This is a genomic window from Pseudomonas sp. Z4-20 (genome assembly GCF_051131955.1).
Lineage (GTDB): Bacteria > Pseudomonadota > Gammaproteobacteria > Pseudomonadales > Pseudomonadaceae > Aquipseudomonas > Aquipseudomonas marvdashtae.
Genome location: NZ_CP071641.1, coordinates 2,270,837 through 2,288,512 on the forward strand (window position 1 = coordinate 2,270,837; position 17,676 = coordinate 2,288,512).

At 58.0% G+C, this 17,676-nt stretch carries 21 protein-coding genes; 1 reads left to right on the forward strand and 20 read right to left on the reverse strand.

Translation table 11 applies throughout. The features are described from left to right. Window positions 1-28 precede the first annotated feature (28 nt). The 12 genes from J3P82_RS10615 to J3P82_RS10670 all read right to left on the reverse strand — a co-directional run bounded on the left by J3P82_RS10615 (window position 29) and on the right by J3P82_RS10670 (window position 9,564). The gene (locus J3P82_RS10615) at window positions 29-760 is read right to left on the reverse strand and encodes a TIGR03747 family integrating conjugative element membrane protein (RefSeq protein WP_434562873.1); all 732 of its coding nucleotides are present in this window, start codon (window positions 758-760) and stop codon (window positions 29-31) included. Between the two features lie 90 nt (window positions 761-850). Then, a complete protein-coding gene (gene traD, locus J3P82_RS10620; RefSeq protein WP_434562875.1) occupies window positions 851-2,953 on the reverse strand; it encodes a type IV conjugative transfer system coupling protein TraD in 2,103 nt (700 codons plus the stop codon). 9 nt (window positions 2,954-2,962) lie between these two features. Continuing rightward, a complete protein-coding gene (locus tag J3P82_RS10625; RefSeq protein ID WP_434562877.1) occupies window positions 2,963-3,478 on the reverse strand; it encodes an integrating conjugative element protein in 516 nt (171 codons plus the stop codon). After that, window positions 3,475-4,023 (reverse strand): lytic transglycosylase, encoded by a 549-nt coding sequence (locus J3P82_RS10630; protein WP_434562879.1) that lies wholly within the window; start codon window positions 4,021-4,023, stop codon window positions 3,475-3,477. The genes J3P82_RS10625 and J3P82_RS10630 overlap by 4 nt, the downstream gene beginning before the upstream one ends. Continuing rightward, entirely contained in the window at window positions 4,005-4,724 is a 720-nt protein-coding gene (locus J3P82_RS10635; RefSeq protein ID WP_434562881.1) for a TIGR03759 family integrating conjugative element protein, read from the reverse strand. Before J3P82_RS10635 ends, J3P82_RS10630 begins: the two co-directional genes overlap by 19 nt. Window positions 4,725-4,733: 9 nt before the next feature. After that, complete coding sequence (locus tag J3P82_RS10640) at window positions 4,734-5,405, reverse strand: chemotaxis protein (RefSeq protein ID WP_434562883.1); 672 nt, start codon at window positions 5,403-5,405, stop codon at window positions 4,734-4,736. Then, complete coding sequence (locus J3P82_RS10645) at window positions 5,402-5,944, reverse strand: PilL N-terminal domain-containing protein (RefSeq protein WP_434562885.1); 543 nt, start codon at window positions 5,942-5,944, stop codon at window positions 5,402-5,404. Before J3P82_RS10645 ends, J3P82_RS10640 begins: the two co-directional genes overlap by 4 nt. A gap of 106 nt (window positions 5,945-6,050) precedes the next feature. Then, window positions 6,051-6,797 (reverse strand): ABC transporter substrate-binding protein, encoded by a 747-nt coding sequence (locus J3P82_RS10650; protein ID WP_434562887.1) that lies wholly within the window; start codon window positions 6,795-6,797, stop codon window positions 6,051-6,053. 52 nt (window positions 6,798-6,849) lie between these two features. Further along, complete coding sequence (gene radC, locus J3P82_RS10655; RefSeq protein WP_434562889.1) at window positions 6,850-7,344, reverse strand: RadC family protein; 495 nt, start codon at window positions 7,342-7,344, stop codon at window positions 6,850-6,852. 100 nt (window positions 7,345-7,444) lie between these two features. Further along, window positions 7,445-7,702 (reverse strand): hypothetical protein, encoded by a 258-nt coding sequence (locus J3P82_RS10660; RefSeq protein WP_434562890.1) that lies wholly within the window; start codon window positions 7,700-7,702, stop codon window positions 7,445-7,447. Window positions 7,703-7,771: 69 nt separating this feature from the next. Next, complete coding sequence (locus J3P82_RS10665; protein ID WP_434562892.1) at window positions 7,772-8,353, reverse strand: STY4534 family ICE replication protein; 582 nt, start codon at window positions 8,351-8,353, stop codon at window positions 7,772-7,774. Between the two features lie 869 nt (window positions 8,354-9,222). After that, a complete protein-coding gene (locus J3P82_RS10670) occupies window positions 9,223-9,564 on the reverse strand; it encodes a helix-turn-helix domain-containing protein (protein ID WP_434562894.1) in 342 nt (113 codons plus the stop codon). 209 nt (window positions 9,565-9,773) lie between these two features. Here J3P82_RS10670 and J3P82_RS10675 point away from each other — a divergent pair, with 209 nt between their 5' ends. Continuing rightward, the gene (locus tag J3P82_RS10675) at window positions 9,774-10,031 is read left to right on the forward strand and encodes a hypothetical protein (protein WP_434562896.1); all 258 of its coding nucleotides are present in this window, start codon (window positions 9,774-9,776) and stop codon (window positions 10,029-10,031) included. A 37-nt stretch (window positions 10,032-10,068) separates the two neighbouring features. Here J3P82_RS10675 and J3P82_RS10680 read toward each other — a convergent pair whose 3' ends face one another. The 8 genes from J3P82_RS10680 to J3P82_RS10715 all read right to left on the reverse strand — a co-directional run bounded on the left by J3P82_RS10680 (window position 10,069) and on the right by J3P82_RS10715 (window position 17,675). Next, on the reverse strand, window positions 10,069-12,036 hold the full coding sequence (locus J3P82_RS10680) for a DNA topoisomerase III (protein WP_434562898.1): 1,968 nt from the start codon (window positions 12,034-12,036) through the stop codon (window positions 10,069-10,071). Window positions 12,037-12,257: 221 nt separating this feature from the next. Next, window positions 12,258-12,728 (reverse strand): single-stranded DNA-binding protein, encoded by a 471-nt coding sequence (locus J3P82_RS10685; RefSeq protein WP_434562900.1) that lies wholly within the window; start codon window positions 12,726-12,728, stop codon window positions 12,258-12,260. Next, window positions 12,728-13,243, reverse strand: coding sequence for a DUF3158 family protein (locus J3P82_RS10690; RefSeq protein ID WP_434562902.1), 516 nt, complete (start codon window positions 13,241-13,243; stop codon window positions 12,728-12,730). The genes J3P82_RS10685 and J3P82_RS10690 overlap by 1 nt, the downstream gene beginning before the upstream one ends. Continuing rightward, on the reverse strand, window positions 13,240-13,995 hold the full coding sequence (locus J3P82_RS10695) for a PFL_4669 family integrating conjugative element protein (protein ID WP_434562904.1): 756 nt from the start codon (window positions 13,993-13,995) through the stop codon (window positions 13,240-13,242). The genes J3P82_RS10690 and J3P82_RS10695 overlap by 4 nt, the downstream gene beginning before the upstream one ends. Before the next feature lie 143 nt (window positions 13,996-14,138). Next, window positions 14,139-15,326 (reverse strand): STY4528 family pathogenicity island replication protein, encoded by a 1,188-nt coding sequence (locus J3P82_RS10700; protein ID WP_434562906.1) that lies wholly within the window; start codon window positions 15,324-15,326, stop codon window positions 14,139-14,141. Further along, complete coding sequence (locus tag J3P82_RS10705; protein ID WP_434562908.1) at window positions 15,323-15,871, reverse strand: DUF2857 domain-containing protein; 549 nt, start codon at window positions 15,869-15,871, stop codon at window positions 15,323-15,325. The genes J3P82_RS10700 and J3P82_RS10705 overlap by 4 nt, the downstream gene beginning before the upstream one ends. Beyond that, complete coding sequence (locus J3P82_RS10710; protein ID WP_434562910.1) at window positions 15,868-17,451, reverse strand: ParB family protein; 1,584 nt, start codon at window positions 17,449-17,451, stop codon at window positions 15,868-15,870. Before J3P82_RS10710 ends, J3P82_RS10705 begins: the two co-directional genes overlap by 4 nt. A 14-nt stretch (window positions 17,452-17,465) precedes the next feature. After that, complete coding sequence (locus J3P82_RS10715; protein WP_434562912.1) at window positions 17,466-17,675, reverse strand: hypothetical protein; 210 nt, start codon at window positions 17,673-17,675, stop codon at window positions 17,466-17,468. Window position 17,676 lies beyond the last annotated feature (1 nt).

The window sequence follows — 17,676 nt, forward strand, 5'->3', positions numbered from 1 at the left end:
AATCTTGGTCCCACTTCTGCACCCATCTTCAGAGATATTTCTTAAATGTCGTTGCTGTGATTGCTACTGTGATGCCAAGCATGACGGCACAAGGCAAAAATACAACCATAGGATTGAGCGAAAAGGGCAAGGACAGGTAAATTATCCAAGGCACGATCAGCAGAGGTATCACTGCTCGTTTAGCGCGGTGATAAACAAAACTGCTTTCTCGCCCAGCTCCAAACTTGCGCAGGTCGCGGCGCATCAAGCCATCGACAAAACCAGTGAGCATGGCCAACAAAAATAGTGGTGTTGCCAGGACTAGAATGGTCAGGCGCACCACGAAGGTAAAGGCCACATACACAGCGGCCATTACGAAGTCCTCGATGCTTACGTAGAGCTGGTTGATCCAGCTCCAGAAGCCGTTGCCCTGGCTCGACACCCGCGCCTGCCGTGCGAAGTCCGCGAAGCCAGTCTTGACCAATAACCATTGATTGAGAAAATCCAGCCACTGGACAATCGTGTGTCCGGGTTGTTGGATGATGAGTGAAGATTTGAAATGTATGCTGAGCCAACTCAGTTCACTGGTTAGCATGGCTTGGCTGTGTCTCCAACCCTGATCGCTCCAGAACAGCAGCAGACCTGCGAACTCGATGAATATCGAGAATAGCAACGAGGCGATCAGCAAGCCAATGATGCGTAAAACCAAACCAATCGCCGAGACGATTAGTCCCGGGCGCTGGATCGGTTGTGGCGGCGTGTTCTGTACGGAAGTTGCCATCGTTTACTCCATCGCGCGCCGTCAAGTGGATGCCGCCACGGCGCCCGCCGAATACGTGTTTGGTGAATCGAAACCTGTGGCGAGGCAGGGCTACCCCACCTGATCCAGATCGAAGTTTGTGGTTGGACCGCCTCCGCTTGCGCTCCACCATTGCCCTGCTTGTTCGTTATAGGTGGCTCGCATCCGCTGAGTGAGCTCCTGCAGGTCCTTGGGCATGGCATCGTCGTTGGAGGGCTTAGGCAAAGGCATGCGGACTTTCCAGAGTTGGCCGCCGGCCTGGAAGGAGAACATCTGCCCCTTGGGCAAACTGACGATATTCGCTGGTTCGATCAGTGGCACACTGGTGCTGCTGACGCGATCCTGCGAAGACGAAGTGAAGTCTGTATTGGCCTCAGGATCGGAGGTGTCTGTAGCGCCCGAGACCAGAGTCTTGGTCAGAACGTTGACCTTGGGTAACTGCTGGGTGAGTAACTCCGCGGTAGCGGTTTCACGCACGCGTAGCATCTGCAGGGTGTTGAAATTGCCGATCACCTGGCCGGCCTTGGCCCGGTTACCGATTCGCGCTTCGATGTCGCTGAGGGTCTGGGTGTAGGCCGTCACCTGAATGCCGGCGCCACCTCCCTTGTTTATCAGCGGGATGAACTCGTCGCCCATCAACTCGTTGAACTCATCGGCGTGCAGGTTGATCGGTAGCTTCTCACTGCTGCTGCCTGCGGGCAGGCCGTGGTCAATGCCATGTTTGTAGATGTGGCCCGCAACCGAGACCAAGTCGGCGAACATGGAATTGCCCACGGCGGCAGCCACCTCGGCATCGGTCAGCGCATCCAGGCCGACATAGACGATGCCGCGCTTTCGGATGATTTGCATCCAGTCGAAGATCGGCCGCGGATCATCCAGATCGGTGTAGTTGGGGGCCAGTAGCTGGGCGGTCTTGCCGGTGGTGAGTTTCTCCAGCAGCGGCAATAGCGAAGCCACGATTTTGTCGAAGTAAGTACGGTCGTAGCGTACCGCCGAACGCAGTCCGTCCAGTACCGGATCGAATACCCGTTTCACGGCCAGGTACTGCTCGATGGCCACCACGCGCTTTTCGCGCCCGACCATATGCCGGGGAATATTCTTTTCGGTCAGCTTGCCTTCAAGCTGGACAATCACTTCCCACGCTTTTGGGTCGGTCTTGGCGAAAAACTGCTGGGCGTATTCTATGAACAGCGCGTCGATGTTGACCACATGTCGCTGAATTTGCAGGTAGTCCGGACGTCGGCCCAACTCGATTAGGGCGCGGGCGATGATGTTGACGAAACGCCAGGCGAACTCGCGAAACGCCGCCGAGTTACCTTCACCACTGAGCTGCCCAGCGATGCGCGACGCCACTTCCGAGATGCGCCCGAAACGTCCCACAGCGTTGTATCGGGCGGAGATCTCCGGCCAACCTAAATGGAACACATAGAACTCTTTTTCCCGACCGGCGCGTTTGGCTTCGAGGTACATGCGTTTGAGCAGGTCGGCGTCACCCTTTGGATCAAAGACAATGACCACCTCATGTTCTACTCGGTGTATGTCCTGGGTGATGTACACCTCAGCGAGTCGCGTCTTGCCGACACGAGTGGTCCCCAGCACCAGGGTATGTCCGACCCGTTCATCCAGCGGCAGACTGACTTCCGTTTCGTCGGGCTCAACCCCATGCAACAGCGGTGAGCCACCGACTGGGGGTAAAGGGCGCAACGGATTAAAGGCGCTGTCCCAGGCCGTGGCACGGGCCAGTGTCGAGAGCGGAAACGGTGCATGTTCTAGGCGACGTTCGAGTCCACGTGACAGGCGGTAACGGGTCGGTTGGTCGACGTAGTGAGCGACGGCCGGATCCTGGGCCTCGACCAAGCGCTGGGTGTGCAGGCGGGTCCAGCGAAAGCCGCGGCCCATGAACAGACGTTTGCGGCTCACCGGAATCTGCCGGCTGGTCAGCTCGTAGCGAGGCAGTCGGCGGATATTGCGCCGATAGCGCAACACCTCCCAGGCTTGTCGGAGGCGGATCAAACCGAACAGGGCATAGGCCAGAGCCGCAATCAGACCGATCTCGGGTGATAGGGCCACGGCCCAGGGCGAATACACGCATAACACCGCCGCGGCGACGCAGATCGCCACGGTATACAGCTCGACTGCGGGCCGGAGTTTGGACTCCATCGTATGCTCGGCCATGACCCAGACTCACTGTTCCAGTGAGGTGGCTGTGATTAAGACAGGGTAGTGCTCAATTTTCAGGCGAGAGGCGATGTCGTTGCCGTTGACCGGCAGGATGGTGATGCCCGGCGCGGCTGCTCGAATTCGGGCCAGGGCTTCAGTATCGGTCACTTCGACGGCGAGGCCGGCCGCCCCGATTTCTTGCAGTTTAGTCGCACGCTGATGCAGCCAAGCCAACGATTGGGAATCCTCCCCGACCAGGAAAAATGGCTGCAAGCCCGGCATGTCCAGGGTGCGAGTTGTGATTTGGCCTGGGCTCAAGTGAGAGCTGCGCACGGGCAGTATCCAGGTTTCATCGGCAAATGCAGATAGGTCTGCATGTATGGCCCGAGCAGGCTGGGTCTTGTTGTTTATTGGCTGCCTGGAAGCTTCAAACTGGGGGCGGGTGAAACCTCCAGGCTGAACTTCTGCAAACGACAGTCCCGGCTGGGCGAGCGCAGCCAAGAGCACGGCGAAGTAATACGCACTGGGAATTCGCTTCATGGTGGTGTGCCCTGTTTAAAGGAAACCTGCAATCGTTCGAGTTGTTGAGAAAAACCGGCGCGGTAACGCGCGGCCGGCGTTCCTCCTGCCGGGCGGTGATATCGGCCAGCAGCTGACACCCAATCACCGGTGACGGCGTGATGCTCTTGCAGCAGCGCGGCAGTCACGACCAGATTGCGGTAGGGTTCGAGGGCTTCGCAGGGACTGGAAAAATGCTGTCCGTGATAACCCAGGTTGATTTGCCCAAGCCCGGCATCGACCCGCTTGGCGTCATACCGAGCAAGCGCCTGAAGCAAGGCGTGACAGGCGGTCTGACGATTGGCGAAACGGTAAGGGCTACCGGCAATATTCAGCGTCCAGGGCCAGGGCAGCAGTCGACCAGGGAGGCGGGCGCCACTCTCCTGCAGCGCAATCGCGAACAGCACCGTTGAAGGAATGCCGGCGTCATGCGCCGCTAGTTGATAGGCAGGCGGTGGAAGTTCGTCAGCCTGGGCTGCGAGCACCGTCAGCATGAGCGCAAGTCCACTCAGTCTAGGCGTTGCCATTGTCCATTCACCTGCTGAAATGTGACCGGTAATGGTCCCGGGGCACCCAGGCTGAACCAGCGACCACGGTCATGGTTCAAGGTGATTTGCCGACGTTGAACCTTGCTCGGATCAATGCCTGCTTGCCGGGCCCAGCCACGAACATGTTCATCCTCGCCTTGGCTGCCCACCAGGTAGATATCGAACGCCGTGCCACCGTTTTGCATTCGTTGTGCTTCAGCGGTGCATGCAGGGCAGTGGTCCTCAACAAACAGCGCTTGTCGCGGCTCTAGCGATGAGCTGGCAGGGGGCGGGGATGCCATGCCCTGAATCGGCAACAGCCCTGGAAACAGCTTGACCCAAGCCGCGGTGTAAGCGTTTTGGTAAGCCAACTCGCGCTCGGCGCGTTTGGCTTCCAGCGCTACCTGCAATTCGGCATAGCGCTGGCGCTCTTGGTCGGTCTCTGCCTCGACGCCGAGCGCAGTCAGCGGGTCGAGGTTAGGGCTCCAAAAACCACGCGGGCCGGCTTGGATTTGTTCGAAGCGTGTCCATTCCTGCTCCGTAAGCCCCCAGCTCGTCGCCTGTTCAGAATGCGAACGCCCCAGCGGCGCGGACTGTGTGTCCTGGACCTGTGACGGTGTCGGGACGGGATTGGCCATCGCTGCGATTGTGGTCAATAGAGAAACGAGACAGACGACGGCGGGCAGTAGCGCTCTGTTCATGATCGCGTCTCAAGGGAGTTGCACGGTCTGGTCTGGCTGAGCGGCCACAGCGAAGACGGCCGCGTTCGGCTCCAGCACTTTCAACTGCCATGTGCCGAGCTGCTCGCCGCTGTGCAGCAACTGGATATCATTGGGCGAGCGACTATCAGGCGGAGCGACCGCCAGAAAGCGCTCGCCACCGCGAGACTCGACACCCAGTACTGAGAATGGCGGCGAGAGCGGGGCAGGCTTGGCGCGAGCGGCTTTTTTCGGCTCGGCCGAGGAAGATGTTGGTGGTGGGAGTGATGGCTGGGTTTTGAGGTCCAGGAGTTGCTGCTCGACGTGCTCAAGTCGTGCGTGTAGCGCGATCATATCGGCTTCGGTGGCACGGTCTGCCAGACCGTCGCGTAACTCCTGTATCTCTTGCGCCCATTGATCCAACATCGGATCGAGGGTATTGGCCTGTTGCTCACCGGTATTCACCATCTGCCTCAGGTCTTTCAGTGCGTACTGCAGCTTCTCCTGTGCGTCCAAGAGGGTGCTTGAATCACGTTGCAGGGTATCCAGGGTCTGTAGGCGTTGCGCGTTCGCATTTTCCAGCTCGGTCATGCGTTGATACTGGTTATACAAACCACCACTCAGCCCGGAGACCGCCAGGCAAAGTGAGCCGACAATGAGGGTTTGAAACGTCGTGGCTTTCATGGGCGTGCCTCCGGCTGATGGGACGAGGTTGGTGTGACCCGCACCGTGCCAGCATCATTTTTCTCCCGTTCGAAGCAGACCGAACGGCTGACCTCATCGGTCGTGAGTTGCCATGCGGGGCCAGCCAGCACTTGTAGCGCGTTGCGCAGTGAGATCGGGCCGAGCCGGTAATGGGCGGCGGGCAGAGGCTGGGTAAACAGCATTTTTACTGGTTCGGCGGCGGGGCAGAGCGAATAACCCGAGCGCTGCAGCACGTAGTGCATCGCTTCCTGTACCGAAGGATTCAGGTTGGACGGAATGCTCACGTCGACAATTTGAGCGAGAAGAACACGTTGTTCCGGGGTGGGCTCGGTGCTGACCAGCATATAGCGGCCATAGCGGAGCTCTGACGGATGACTCTCTTCGGCTGTACTCCTTGAAAGCTGGGCCCGATTGGAACCACCGGCATTCTCTGGGCAAGTCGGCAATGGGGTTGGGATGTGCGCGGTGCAGGCACTCAACAAGCCCAGCAGACAGACAGGCGTGAAAAAACGCTCCATGGAAAAAACCTCATGTCAGATTCAGTGCAGAACCTGACATGAGGTGAAGGAGCGATTCAGTGAGGAAGTCGATTCAAGGTGGATCGTGTTAACGCTGAACGCGTTGCTATTCATCAAAAATCGCGAGCCCATCCAAAACGGCAGCGTCGGGGTCGAAGATCAACAACCTCACATCCGCCAATGCCGCCAGATACAGTACGTTGACCAAGGCTTCCGGCGTTCCGGCGTCGAGCTGCTGTTGCCTCAGCGATGCGTAAGGACGGTCCTCGATTTTCACTAGGTTGTAGTCGGTCCAGGGCGTGCCGATCAGCTTACACCCGACGCCATTGCAGTCTGGCAGGGCAAAGGGTTCAAACAGCAGTCCTGTTGGCTTGGAGACGGCATTGCCAACCCGGCTTTCCAAGTGGTGCAGGGCTTCGTCAGTAAGGTGTGCGGTGCTGATCTCCCAGGCTCGACTGTAGTGTCCGGTGTCGAAGTTCAAACGATGGATCATGGCTTGGGCTTCTGCCAGGGAGTACAGGTCACCGACGTGATGTCGTTCGTTGAGCATTTCGCCAGTCACGGCATAGATCACTTGCCGCACCAGCCCGGTGGACTGGAAGTGTTCATCCAATTCATCCGGAATGGCCTGACCCTCGCTGATCAGAGCGAAGTCGTCGTTGAACAGGCAGGCGAACAGTTCCAGCGCATCGTCGAGTAGATGAGCTTGTGAGTCGTGTATGGAGCGAAAGCAGGGAGGGCAGTCGTTTGCGTAGGTGATCAGTAGCAGCCGTTCGATAGATAGATTGTCATAGCCGCGAACGAATGGGTTTGAGGCCCCCAGCATGTCTGGGGTTTGGGTAGTGGAGTTCATGAGTATTCTCCAGGATGAAAATGAACAAGGCGCCCGAAGGCGCCTGTAAGGGTTAAAGCCAACCGTATTCGGCAAGAGAAAGTGGGCGACCTTCACCTACGATGAAGTGATCCAGTACGTGAACCTCGATCAAGGCCAAGGCCTCCTTCAAGCGTGCGGTCAAGACGCGATCTGCCTGGCTGGGTTCCGTACATCCCGAAGGGTGGTTATGAACAAAAATGGCAGCAGCTGCGTTATGTGCGAGGGAGCGCTTGACGACTTGGCGGGGATAAACGCTGGCGCCATCGATGCTCCCGTGAAAGAGGATCTCGAATGCCAGAACGCGATGGCGGGCATCGAGAAAAATTACACCGAAGACTTCATGCTCTTGTGGCGCAAGATGAAGTTTTAGGTATGAAGCCACGGCGTCAGGCGACGTCAGGCTGGGGCCGCGGGTGAACAGCCGACGATCCAGAATGTGCAGCGCTTCGTCGATCAGCTGGTTTTCCTGGGCGATGCGATCAGCCTCGACATCCGAGGTTTCGATCAGGGTGAGTTGGGTGCTCATGGGATACCTCCGAAGGGAACAATCCGGGGGTACACACCCGAGGGGAGTGGTGTCCCCGAGGTGGATATAGAGTGACCGGCATTGCCGAATGACGCGCTGTTTACAGCCGAGTGAATCGGTGGCGTTGTCCGTGCAGGTGTGAATCACAACCGTCGCAGGGCAATGGAGAGGCAGTTCTTATACCCTGGCCAGTTTCGGGATCGAAGTCGGCACTGATGGGCATTAGCCGAACCAGCCCGCGATGGAGACCGGCGATGCGTTTCTCGATTTCATCCGTCGTGTAGAAGAGCGATAACGTGCTGTAGTCCTCGTAAGCCGCAGCGAACAGGCAATCGTCGCAAAGCCAGAAGGATTCCATGTGGGTTCTCCTGTGCGGTTTGAAGAAAGGCGCTCGATTGAGCGCCTTGATGTAAACATCGTGGATTGTTCAGGCGGACTGAACAGTACATGTGGCGACACGGCGGGCCGTGCGGGGAGTGGGTGCAGATTCAGGTTCAGCCCTGGACTTCGCTGGGGTGTCGGTATCCTCGGCATCGGCATCAGCCGACTTTGGGGATGGCTCACTGTTTGGCGTTTGCTCAGCAGGTGCTGTTGCCTCCTGCCTGGCAGGCGCTTTGTACTCGAATACGCTGTTGACCTTGATCCAGTCTATGAAGAGCAAACGACCTTTCAGGCTGGCGCCCGGTTGGCCTTGTTTAGCGCCTTTCTCATAGAGAAATGGGTCAATCCACAGGTCGCCGATACGGAATGACAGCAAGACCTTTTTCTCGGCATTGACGGCATCCATATAGAGGCGGATCAAGCGCTCAGCTTCGCCCCCAGCGACTTTGCAGTCGAAGCGGGTGTACTCGACTGCATCAGTGGCGCCGTGCAGAGCCGCGATATCGCAGGCCATGAACGGCTGGCCGCGGCGGACTTGTACTTCACGAACACGGTTGAGGTAGCCGATACCGACGGTGTGCAGATTGAAGTAAGTAGTTGCTTCTTGAGATTGGTTGGCGTGGGCCATGGTGGTTCTCCTGTTTCAAGGGAAAACGGCGACGCACAGCCCCTGACGGGGAAGTGAGTCCCCGTCAGGGTGGGTTAGGTGAAGGCGAACGATGAACGACTCGTCACCGGCAAGCCGATGACCATCAGATCGATGCGCCTGGAGGATAGGGGGGCAGCAGAGGAGAAATCCGCAGCATATCTGCGGACCTAGGGTAGTGGGCATTCATCACCGCTGAAGCGGTAATCGTGCGAGCCTCCGAATGCTGATCGCACTTGGGTAAACCACCACAACCGTGGCGTAGCCTTGAAGGTTCAGGCTACCTGGGCTGGGCTGTCAACGACAGCGAACCACGCCCTTTGTATAAGCCTGTCACAGGGGAGCGTCAAGACGCCGTAAGCTGATTTTTTTAGGCCGGAATTCAGTGGCAATCACTGGACGGAAGAAAGTGAAGAGTAGGCCTGGCGGGGTGCCAGGCGAGGAACAGAAAAGCCACCTTAGGCGGTCTGACGCAGTCAACAAGCTCCTCGCAAAACTTGATTTAACTGCGCCATGATTCGCCAACCGACCCTTATCGTGGCCTGGGTCGGAATACGCTGGCACGCATCCGCGCACAAAGGGTGCCCAGTGTTTCCCCGGCGGGCTCCGGGATTGAATGCGATCGCCGTAGCGGATGACCGCTAATGCCTGGCAAAGGCAACAGTGGTCATCCGCCACATTGACCCGGTCGAGCACAAAGCGGGAATGAAATTCCAACATAAGAGAAGGCTCCGAACTTAGGGAGTCCGACCGAGCTACCCGGAGCGAATCGGTCTTGGGTCGCCGTAGCGATGATCCTGAGGCACTACAGCAGAGCGGGTGTGACGACGTCAAGCCAGTGTGCTGAGAGGTTATTTGCTACTGAGATGAGCGGCCAGCCGTTCGACGGTCGTCAGGATAAAGGCACGGTCGCGTTCTTGAAGGCCGCTCAGCAGGCCCGCGATCATCTGGCCCTGGTCGTTGGGGCGAGTGCTCGACTCCGTCAGCAGTTCATCCATCCGGCAGTCGAAGATGTCTGCCAGTTGCATCAGCTTGACCACGGAAAGCTCCACTACACCCCGCTCAAGGCGCGAAATGGCTTCGCTGCCGATCCCCAGGCGTTCAGCGACCTCTTCCTGGGTCAGATTACGCTGAGTGCGGTGCTTCGCGATCATGCGTCCGATTTGGGCTTGGGTTGGATGTTTATGTGCCAAGTGATGAGTTCTCCAATTCAACCCGAATGGTTGAGCAAAGACCCGTTGACATGAACATCCTTAGCGGTTGAGTATCGACTTATAGGGTTGTTATATTGACTGAAATAGCTATTTGTCGCGACGTGACATCTATTCCTCCAGGAATCAGAGGCCGAAGTGACCAGCGGGACTGAGTGGCCTAATAGGGCCTGAGGGAGGTGAGGTTGAGCATGGATGAGCCGCGCGAGAACGACATGGACCTGATCTGGGATCGAACACTGGAGCTGTTCATCAAGATCCATGACTGCCCTAATAGCCCCGAACATCTCGACAGCCTTGTTCATTGGCTAAACGAAGATCCTGCTCACCTGAAAGCGTTCAACGAACTGGGGCAGATATGGATCGCGACAGGCATCGCCTTGGCCCGTGAAATCGGACGACCGCTAGACGAGTTGGAGAAGGATCAGGCGCCGTTGATGATGCACTGACAGCACCCCCGAGGGTCATGTGAACGCCAATGGCGCCTCATGGACGACGCGTACCTTTGCTGATCGGCACAGTGCCTTTGCAGTCCGGGTACTGGGAGCATGACCAGAACGGCCCTGATTTTCCCTTACGCCTGAGCATTGAGGTATTGCAATTGGGGCAAGCCGGCCCGGCTTCGACCGGTACCGACAAAGTGAGCGCTCCGCAGTTTGCGATCAGCTGCGTAATCCAGTGCGCCTGCTTGGCAACGAATGCATCCAAGGTCAGACGTCCCGCTTCGATTTCATCCAGAGCCTGCTCCCAGATCGCTGTCATACCCGGATCCGCGACTGCAGCGGGCACCGCCTCGATCAGGGTATGGGCCGCTGCGGAGGCCATCAAAGCTCGTTTTTTCTTCAACAAATAACCGCGATCAATCAACCCCTTAATGATACCGGCACGTGTGGCTTCGGTGCCGATACCGGTGGTGTCCCGAAGTTTCTGTTTCAGGCGTGGATCGTTGACCAGCTTGGCCACATTTTTCATTGCCTTAATAAGATCGCCCTCGGTGAGCGGTTTGGGCGCAGCGGTGCGCATGGATTTGAGTTCGACGTCGTCCACTGCGCACTTCACACCCTGTTGTAGAGCGGGCAACACCTGGGACTTTTGACTGGGTTCATCGTCTTCGGTGCTGTCGGAGGGCAAGCCTTTCCAGCCTTGGACGAGGATCCGTTTGCCAACAGCAGTCAGACACTCGGCGCCGCACTCCAGTTCGACCTCGGTTCGACCAAACTCGTGATGCGGCAGGAATTGCGCTAGGTAATGGCTACGAATCAGTTCGTAGACTTGGCGCTCTTGTTCAGACATTCGCCCAAGGTCCGCCGGCTCGGTTGTGGGGATGATGGCGTGGTGCGCGGTGATCTTGGCATCGTTCCATGCTCTTGAGCGCAATGATCGATCGACGCTTCCGAGCGCTTGACGTAACGCGGGATCCATTCTGAGCAGGGCATCCAATACCGCGGCTACTTCGTTGAACATGCTCTCTGGCAAATAACGGCAATCGCTGCGCGGATAGCTGGTGGCTTTGTGGCTTTCATACAAGGCTTGGGCGATGTTCAGGGTTTCCTGCGCGCCGAGTCCCAACTTGCGTGAACAGACTTCTTGCAGTGTGCTTAGGTCGAAGGGCAGGGGTGGCGCTTCGCGCAAATGCTCAGTCTGCAGCGAGACTACGGTGGCGGTCTTGCTGCTAGAAATCGCTTGGACGGTCTGACTGGCAAGCGCCTGCTGCAGGCAGCGACCGGCTTCGTCACGTCCTGAGCTGGGTGGTATCCACGACGCGATGAAGGGTTGCCCCATTGAAGACAGGTGCACATCCACCACCCAGTACGGCACTGAGACGAAGCTGGCAATCGCGCGATCTCGATCAACCACCAAGCGTAAAGTGGGCGTTTGGACGCGTCCAACGGACAGTACGCCGTCATAGCCCGCCCGCCGCCCTAGGAGCGTAAACAAGCGACTGAGATTCATACCAATCAGCCAATCGGCGCGGCTGCGGGCGAGGGCTGAGTGATAGAGCGGGAAGGTCTCCTGACTAGTCTTCAGCGACGACAGTGCCTTGCGAATCGACGCCTCGTTGAGTGCGGATAACCAGAGGCGCTCAACAGAGCCACGATAGTTGCAGAGCTCCAGTAACTCGCGGGCAATCATTTCACCTTCGCGATCGGCGTCGGTCGCGATGACGACGGTGGAGGCTTCACTGAGCAACTGCTTGATGACCTTGAACTGTGCCGCGGTCTTGGGTTTGACCTCAACCCTCCACTGCGCGGGAATGATCGGTAGATGATCCAACGACCAGGATTTGTACTGATCGCCATAGGCTTCAGGTGGGGCCGTTTCCAGCAGGTGGCCGATACACCAGGTGACGGTTGTCTCGGGTCCGATCAAGCAACCATCGCCACGTCGGCTAGCTCCGAGAACCTTGGCGATATCACGACCTTGGGAGGGTTTCTCGCAGAGAAAGAGACGCATAGAACTGCTCCGGGTTGAGTTCGGAGCAGCGTGTTGGAAACAGCAGCGGCGAGCTATGAGAAACCTGAATGGCAGGTTCCTCATATTAGTCGGTGAGGGCTGTCTTGATTGGGGGCGAGGCTACTACCCTGTGGTCACGTGGACGACAGTGCTTCACGAGCGGCGAGTAATAACAGGCTAAGAACTTCGCGCAAAGGCGCAATTTTTATGCCTCAAGTCAGTCATGCCGATGGTGGCTGCCCTCTGCGCTTTTTGGACTTCGGCGCAGGCGAGCTGGCTTGGTCTGTAGCCTGCCCGACGGGAGCCGCAGACGAGGCTGATTCACTTGAGCGCTCCCGCATGACCACGTTCTGCACGCGATGAGGCAAGATGCCGACACGACGCGCCTCGATCTTGAAGGTCACCCGCGCGTTATCTTCACTGTCCTCCCACTCTTCGCGCACGGTGCGCCCTTCGACCAACACGCGCATGCCTTTCTGATACAGCGTGCTCCAGTGCTCAACCTCGCGGTGCCAGAGCTCGACCGGCGCCCAATAGCCGCCTCGATCCTCATAGCTGCCATCGCGAGGCACGGGGTTGTCGAAGTACACATTCAGGCGCAGCAAACGCCGTGGCTCGTCATTGCCTGACGGGAACTCCTGGAACTCTGGCGCACTGCCGATGTTGCCTTCGCCGACGAAAAAGGTACTCATCACGATATCTCCACTGCTGGTGTGAACTGGCGCAGCAGCCGTTCGGCGCTGGCCATTTTGATCGCGCAGGTTGAAGCCTGACGGTAGAGCGAATGCACCACGCTCATCTGCAAGTTCAGTGCAATGCGCTCGCATTCGAAACGGTGTAACCCCTCGCGTACGGCTTGCGGCAAGGCCTTGTTGGAGGCTTGGCGTTCCCAGACCGCAACGCCCATACGGGCGAAATCACGGGTGCGCCATCGCAAAAAGGTGCTGCCCGCACTGGTGTTCTGCAGCACCAATCGAATATCCAGCAGCGAGTAAGGCGGTTGTCCGGCCTGCTGCGCCACAGCCTCCATCAGACGACGTAACTGCGCCTCGGTTTCCCTCGCCACCTGCGCCAGGTATTCCAGCTCCCCCTTACCCTTAAAAGGTTTTAAAAGGCCTTTTAGGTAGGCAGCATGTTCGAGCTGTCGATAGGCATCCGGTGTGAGTGTTTCGAGGGGCATTGGTTGAGTCGGGATGAGGTGCCTCATACTTCGTCCTCCGGCTCATCGACTGTCGCAGAAGGCTCTACCGCGTTCTCCGTCAACGCGTCAGCGTCATCCACCGCCACACCACCACGACGAATGATTGGCGGCGCGAACTGGGAGCGGCGATGCCCCTCAAGGATGTCCGTAGGGGGCAAACCCATTCTCTCGATTGCCGCCAGAGCACGAGCGTTGTTCGCCGCCATGTCATCACGGGTGACGCCAGCATGCCGATAGCGCTGGGCCTGGCCGAACAGGCTACGCAGCAAATGGGCACCGTCGTCGATCCAGGCTTCCATGTCCCGGCGACCGATCAAGGCGGTGTGATGGGCCAACAGGGTATGTCGCACCAAGGTGTCGTAGTCAGTCAGCAGGTAAACGGCGAGGAAGCCCAGTTGGCTGCCGATGTACAACGGCAAGGTGACGGGATGGATGTTGAGGTTGTCGCCCATGTCGATCTGCGTCGGCAGCTCTTGTCTGATCCGGTCCAACTGCTGGGTCAGTTCCAGCATCCCAGCCTTGGCCTGCATCAATTTTTCTTCGAGCTGCACGATCGCCCAGTCGGCATAAGGATCGTCCTGCGCTGCGGCCTGTTTGATCAGGTTGGTGACGCTGATGTAGCCGGCCATGCCCATGATCGAGTGGACGCCTTCGCGTGCGGTTCGACCTTGCCAGATTCGGGCGGCGTGGTGGGTGTGCAGTGTCAGGGTGATGCTGCTGCGCAATGAGCCCAGGTTGAGCTGATAGTGATCGGCCACGGTGTCGTCCTCGCATAGGCTTGGACGGGAACGTTGCGACATACGAAGGTAAAGGACATCCGAAAAGCTGAATGCTGTCTGTTCGATTTGGTTCGAGACGGTTGATTTCGAGACGCTCGTCAGTGATGCCAGTGGCATCAAATCTACTGACGTCCAGGGCGTTTGCTACGCAGCTGGCGTAGTTCATGCAGGCTCGCTTGGGCGAGGGCAGAGGCGGGTTCGCCCTTTTTCTTAAGTTGGCGCGGGGGAGAGAGTGGCTGCTCTGTCATGGGTAACGATTCAGCCTGACCTGCCCAAGGGTGGAAATCGCCTTTCAGCGCCCGCTGGATCAGGCCCATCAGATACGCCGCGGGTTTGCGGACGCTTCCTGCCGCACATCGCGCGCCCGCTTCGTTGAGCACCGCCTGCCGATCTGCTGGTTTCAGCTTGTTCAGCGTCACGGTGACGGCCTGCCGCTCGCTTGGACTCAGGTGCAGCGGATCGGGCCAGTGCAGGTTATCCACTGCTGGGGTCGCGCGCGGTACAGTACATATACTTTCTTTTAATACAGTACAGGCGGCATTCGGATTCCGAACGGTGCCGGAAACATTGGCGTTCGGACCCAGTTCGGATTCCGAACTAGGCCCCGCACGATTCCGAACGAGGTGGTCGCCACCCAGTTCGGAATCATGTAACGCTTCATCGGACGCCTTATCCAATCCTTTTTTTGTCCAATGGTCGCCCCAACTGTCGAGCCGGGTGGGGAGCCGACCCAAATCGATATCAGTGTCCTGACGAATTTCTTCCAAAACATGCTGAGCGACAATTCGCACAGCCTTGGTTGCATGATCGAGGGCGTGTCCGACTAGCTGCAGGTAATCCTGATCCAGCTCCATGGCTTCGGCGGGCGTTAACGGTTCATCGTGCAGGACGTACAGAGAACCTTGTAAGCGCCCGCTGAGATGATCGCGGCCACGACTCACCAAACTGAGCCAGCGGGTCAGCCTGAGCATCGTCAAGACGCGAGCGATGGTTTCACGGGAGGCTGACGCACCGTAGGGTACGCTCGACAGGTAAGGTTGCAGATCTTCATAGCGCGGTGTGACCACACCCTGGCCTTGCAGCATGAGTCGAAATACTTGCCATGCATTACGCTCCAATGGCGTCAGCCGACAATCCAGCAGCAAGCGACGCGGCACGACTTCGTGTGATTGGCCACTGAACAGGAAGCCAACTTGCAGGGCCTGGTTGGAAGGATGTTGAGTGGTGGGGGGTGCGGGCCAACGTTCACTTAGTTGTTGGGTGCATTGCTGCAGGACACGTTGCCAGCGACCGGACGGGGCAGTGTTCATGTTCCGTTGCTGTAATGGTCGATCTGCTGCCAAACGATGGTCAAGCTGATCTGTTGCTCTTCTGCCAACATCATCATGGCGTCGAGCTGATCCTCAGCACCGTCCTCAGCGCGTAGTTGGCACCAACGCTGCCAGAGCGCATGTTCCTGTGCTTCGCTCAAGCTCTGGGGGCGGCCCTTACGGGTTTCTATCTTGAGCAGACGTCGGCGCAGGGCGGTTTCCGAATGCGCCAAACCGAAGTACTGGTACATGATGGCACTGCTGGCACCGAGCTTGAGCGCTCGGTTGATCAGGCGCTCGTTCTGTTCGTCACGTTCGGCCTGGTCGATCAACCGATGTAATACCGGCGAATCAATCTTGACCTCAACCCAGGGGACGGTGGCATGGGCCAGGCGTGACAGTGTGGTCGGCGGTAATGATTGCAACAGGTAGATGTCCTCTTCACCCAGTCCGAGTGCTTTGCAGCGTTGCAGATTACCCAGGCGCAACTCGTGAAGGACTTGGGTCAGCATGGCCTGGTTGAGCACATTGAAGGACAGGTTCATGGCAGCTCCTTCGGTGAATCGTCTTCATGAGTAAGCGTTAGGTCAATCAGACGACGGGCCAGACGGATCAGGCGATACAGCTTAATTAACAAGCTGTCGGGCAATCGCTCCAGTCCTACGTCCACGGTGGGACGATCGGCCAGCGGGAGTTGATAGACCCCCAGTAGCAGTTGCCCGAACAGGGCTGAGGGCAATTGCTTGCGATCCTCCCAGTTCACTTCGTCTTGGGCACGCAGCAGGGCCAAGAGCATTAGGTGAACGCCGGCCGCACGAGGCGCTGCAAGATCAAGTTGCTCGATGCTGAGGGCGAAGCCCAGGCCATGTTTCTGGTCGATGATGCTCTCGGGATGTCCGGCATAGGCCGCCATTTCCCGAGCCAGTCCGGCAATGGCTAGACGTAGTTGTTCGGGGGTATCCAGTGTGGGTGCGATGATCCAGATGTCGTCGATCGGGATGGTTTCGACGGTCTGTGCTGTTTCGGGGGCAGCGGCGCGCTCAATTTGTTCGCGGATCTGCTGGACACGTGACGGAGAGCTGACTGCTGATACGACATTCGTTACGGGCAGCGTGAGCTCCTCCTCTCGCTCTGTTTCGGTCTGCGTCCAGGTTTCAGCTGATTTGGAATGCGGATCGGAGGGGGGAGGTTCGGCCGCGGGCTCATCGACGCTCGGCAGAAGGTTGTTCTCCGAGGGCGTGACGACAACGCCGGGCGTCTGAATAACCCGTTGGATATCGCCCAGCTCCAGGGCCAACATGCGGTAGGACTGTCCGAGTAAGTGACTCATGCGTTCGAGCAGTTCATCCTGGACTCGCTCAAGGTCGAAGGACTCTGGGTCGGCATCAAATTGCCCTAAGGTGTCGAGCCAAAGCTCGGGAAAAGCGATGGCGTCGGTTGGATAACGATTCCAGGTTCGTTCAGCCTGGCTACGCAGACCAATCAGGCGTTCAATTTTTGGTTTTCCCAACCCGGCATACAGGGTTTGTGGAATGGCGGGCAGGAGGTGTTCGAGGGTGTCGAGCATCCGGCTGATGTGCGGCTGTGAAATGGGGTAGCCCCCAGCGGCAAGACGGCGCGCCAGCTCTCGTTGCGAGAGTGTCGCTCCATCTAGTTCGAACATGGTTTTGAGTTTGGCTACCGCCAGAGCACGCTCAATGAAGGTGAGTTGGCCGTGCAGATCGCTTTCAGCCAGATGGCCGAGCAGGGCGGTGATTTCATTGCTCCAGGGGCGGAACAGGCAATGAATGCGGAAGAAGCGTTCATCGCGGGTTTCCTGCCACAACTCGCCGAGAATCGCCAAGCGCGTATTACCGCCGTTGCGGATGATGAAATAGGTTTCTCCCGGGCGGCGGGTAATCGGCGGTGGTTGATCCAGCCCGCGTTCACGGATCGAGGCCTTGATATCATCATAAAGTGGGTTACGGATGAAGCGAGGGTTGTGTTCGTAGGGCCGCAATTGCTCCAGAGTGACCAGCATAGGCGTATCAGTGAGTGGATCGGACAACCGCCCCAGTTCTGGACCGCGAGGGAAGTGGTCCTGGTGCAGTTTTTCTTTGATTTCCTCCTCAGTGAGCTTCTTCATTGGAGCAACCTCAGTTAACGCCGGGTGCGCAAATGGTCACCAACCTCGAACTTGACGATCTCGGCAGTGCCCGAGCCTTCGAAATAACGAGACAGTTCCGCGAGGAACCCACCCATGGCTGAGCGTCCGCCTTGTAGACGAAAGACCACTGTGTAGTACTCCTCGCTAGGTGGGCGGCGGGGGTGAATGGATGGTTGAACGATGATGGGAAGCTGGTCCAACATC

Coding starts and splice junctions, on each gene's coding strand:
- J3P82_RS10665 (WP_434562892.1), bottom strand. CDS start 8,353: ATGGCCCACGCCAACCAATCTCAAGAAGCAACTACTTACTTCAATCTG.
- J3P82_RS10710 (WP_434562910.1), bottom strand. CDS start 17,451: ATGAAGAAGCTCACTGAGGAGGAAATCAAAGAAAAACTGCACCAGGAC.
- J3P82_RS10690 (WP_434562902.1), bottom strand. CDS start 13,243: ATGAGGCACCTCATCCCGACTCAACCAATGCCCCTCGAAACACTCACA.
- radC (WP_434562889.1), bottom strand. CDS start 7,344: ATGAGCACCCAACTCACCCTGATCGAAACCTCGGATGTCGAGGCTGAT.
- J3P82_RS10650 (WP_434562887.1), bottom strand. CDS start 6,797: ATGAACTCCACTACCCAAACCCCAGACATGCTGGGGGCCTCAAACCCA.
- J3P82_RS10640 (WP_434562883.1), bottom strand. CDS start 5,405: ATGAAAGCCACGACGTTTCAAACCCTCATTGTCGGCTCACTTTGCCTG.
- J3P82_RS10685 (WP_434562900.1), bottom strand. CDS start 12,728: ATGAGTACCTTTTTCGTCGGCGAAGGCAACATCGGCAGTGCGCCAGAG.
- traD (WP_434562875.1), bottom strand. CDS start 2,953: ATGGCCGAGCATACGATGGAGTCCAAACTCCGGCCCGCAGTCGAGCTG.
- J3P82_RS10645 (WP_434562885.1), bottom strand. CDS start 5,944: ATGGAGCGTTTTTTCACGCCTGTCTGTCTGCTGGGCTTGTTGAGTGCC.
- J3P82_RS10625 (WP_434562877.1), bottom strand. CDS start 3,478: ATGAAGCGAATTCCCAGTGCGTATTACTTCGCCGTGCTCTTGGCTGCG.
- J3P82_RS10680 (WP_434562898.1), bottom strand. CDS start 12,036: ATGCGTCTCTTTCTCTGCGAGAAACCCTCCCAAGGTCGTGATATCGCC.
- J3P82_RS10615 (WP_434562873.1), bottom strand. CDS start 760: ATGGCAACTTCCGTACAGAACACGCCGCCACAACCGATCCAGCGCCCG.
- J3P82_RS10675 (WP_434562896.1), top strand. CDS start 9,774: ATGGATGAGCCGCGCGAGAACGACATGGACCTGATCTGGGATCGAACA.
- J3P82_RS10700 (WP_434562906.1), bottom strand. CDS start 15,326: ATGAACACTGCCCCGTCCGGTCGCTGGCAACGTGTCCTGCAGCAATGC.
- J3P82_RS10705 (WP_434562908.1), bottom strand. CDS start 15,871: ATGAACCTGTCCTTCAATGTGCTCAACCAGGCCATGCTGACCCAAGTC.
- J3P82_RS10635 (WP_434562881.1), bottom strand. CDS start 4,724: ATGAACAGAGCGCTACTGCCCGCCGTCGTCTGTCTCGTTTCTCTATTG.
- J3P82_RS10660 (WP_434562890.1), bottom strand. CDS start 7,702: ATGGAATCCTTCTGGCTTTGCGACGATTGCCTGTTCGCTGCGGCTTAC.
- J3P82_RS10630 (WP_434562879.1), bottom strand. CDS start 4,023: ATGGCAACGCCTAGACTGAGTGGACTTGCGCTCATGCTGACGGTGCTC.
- J3P82_RS10715 (WP_434562912.1), bottom strand. CDS start 17,675: ATGTTGGACCAGCTTCCCATCATCGTTCAACCATCCATTCACCCCCGC.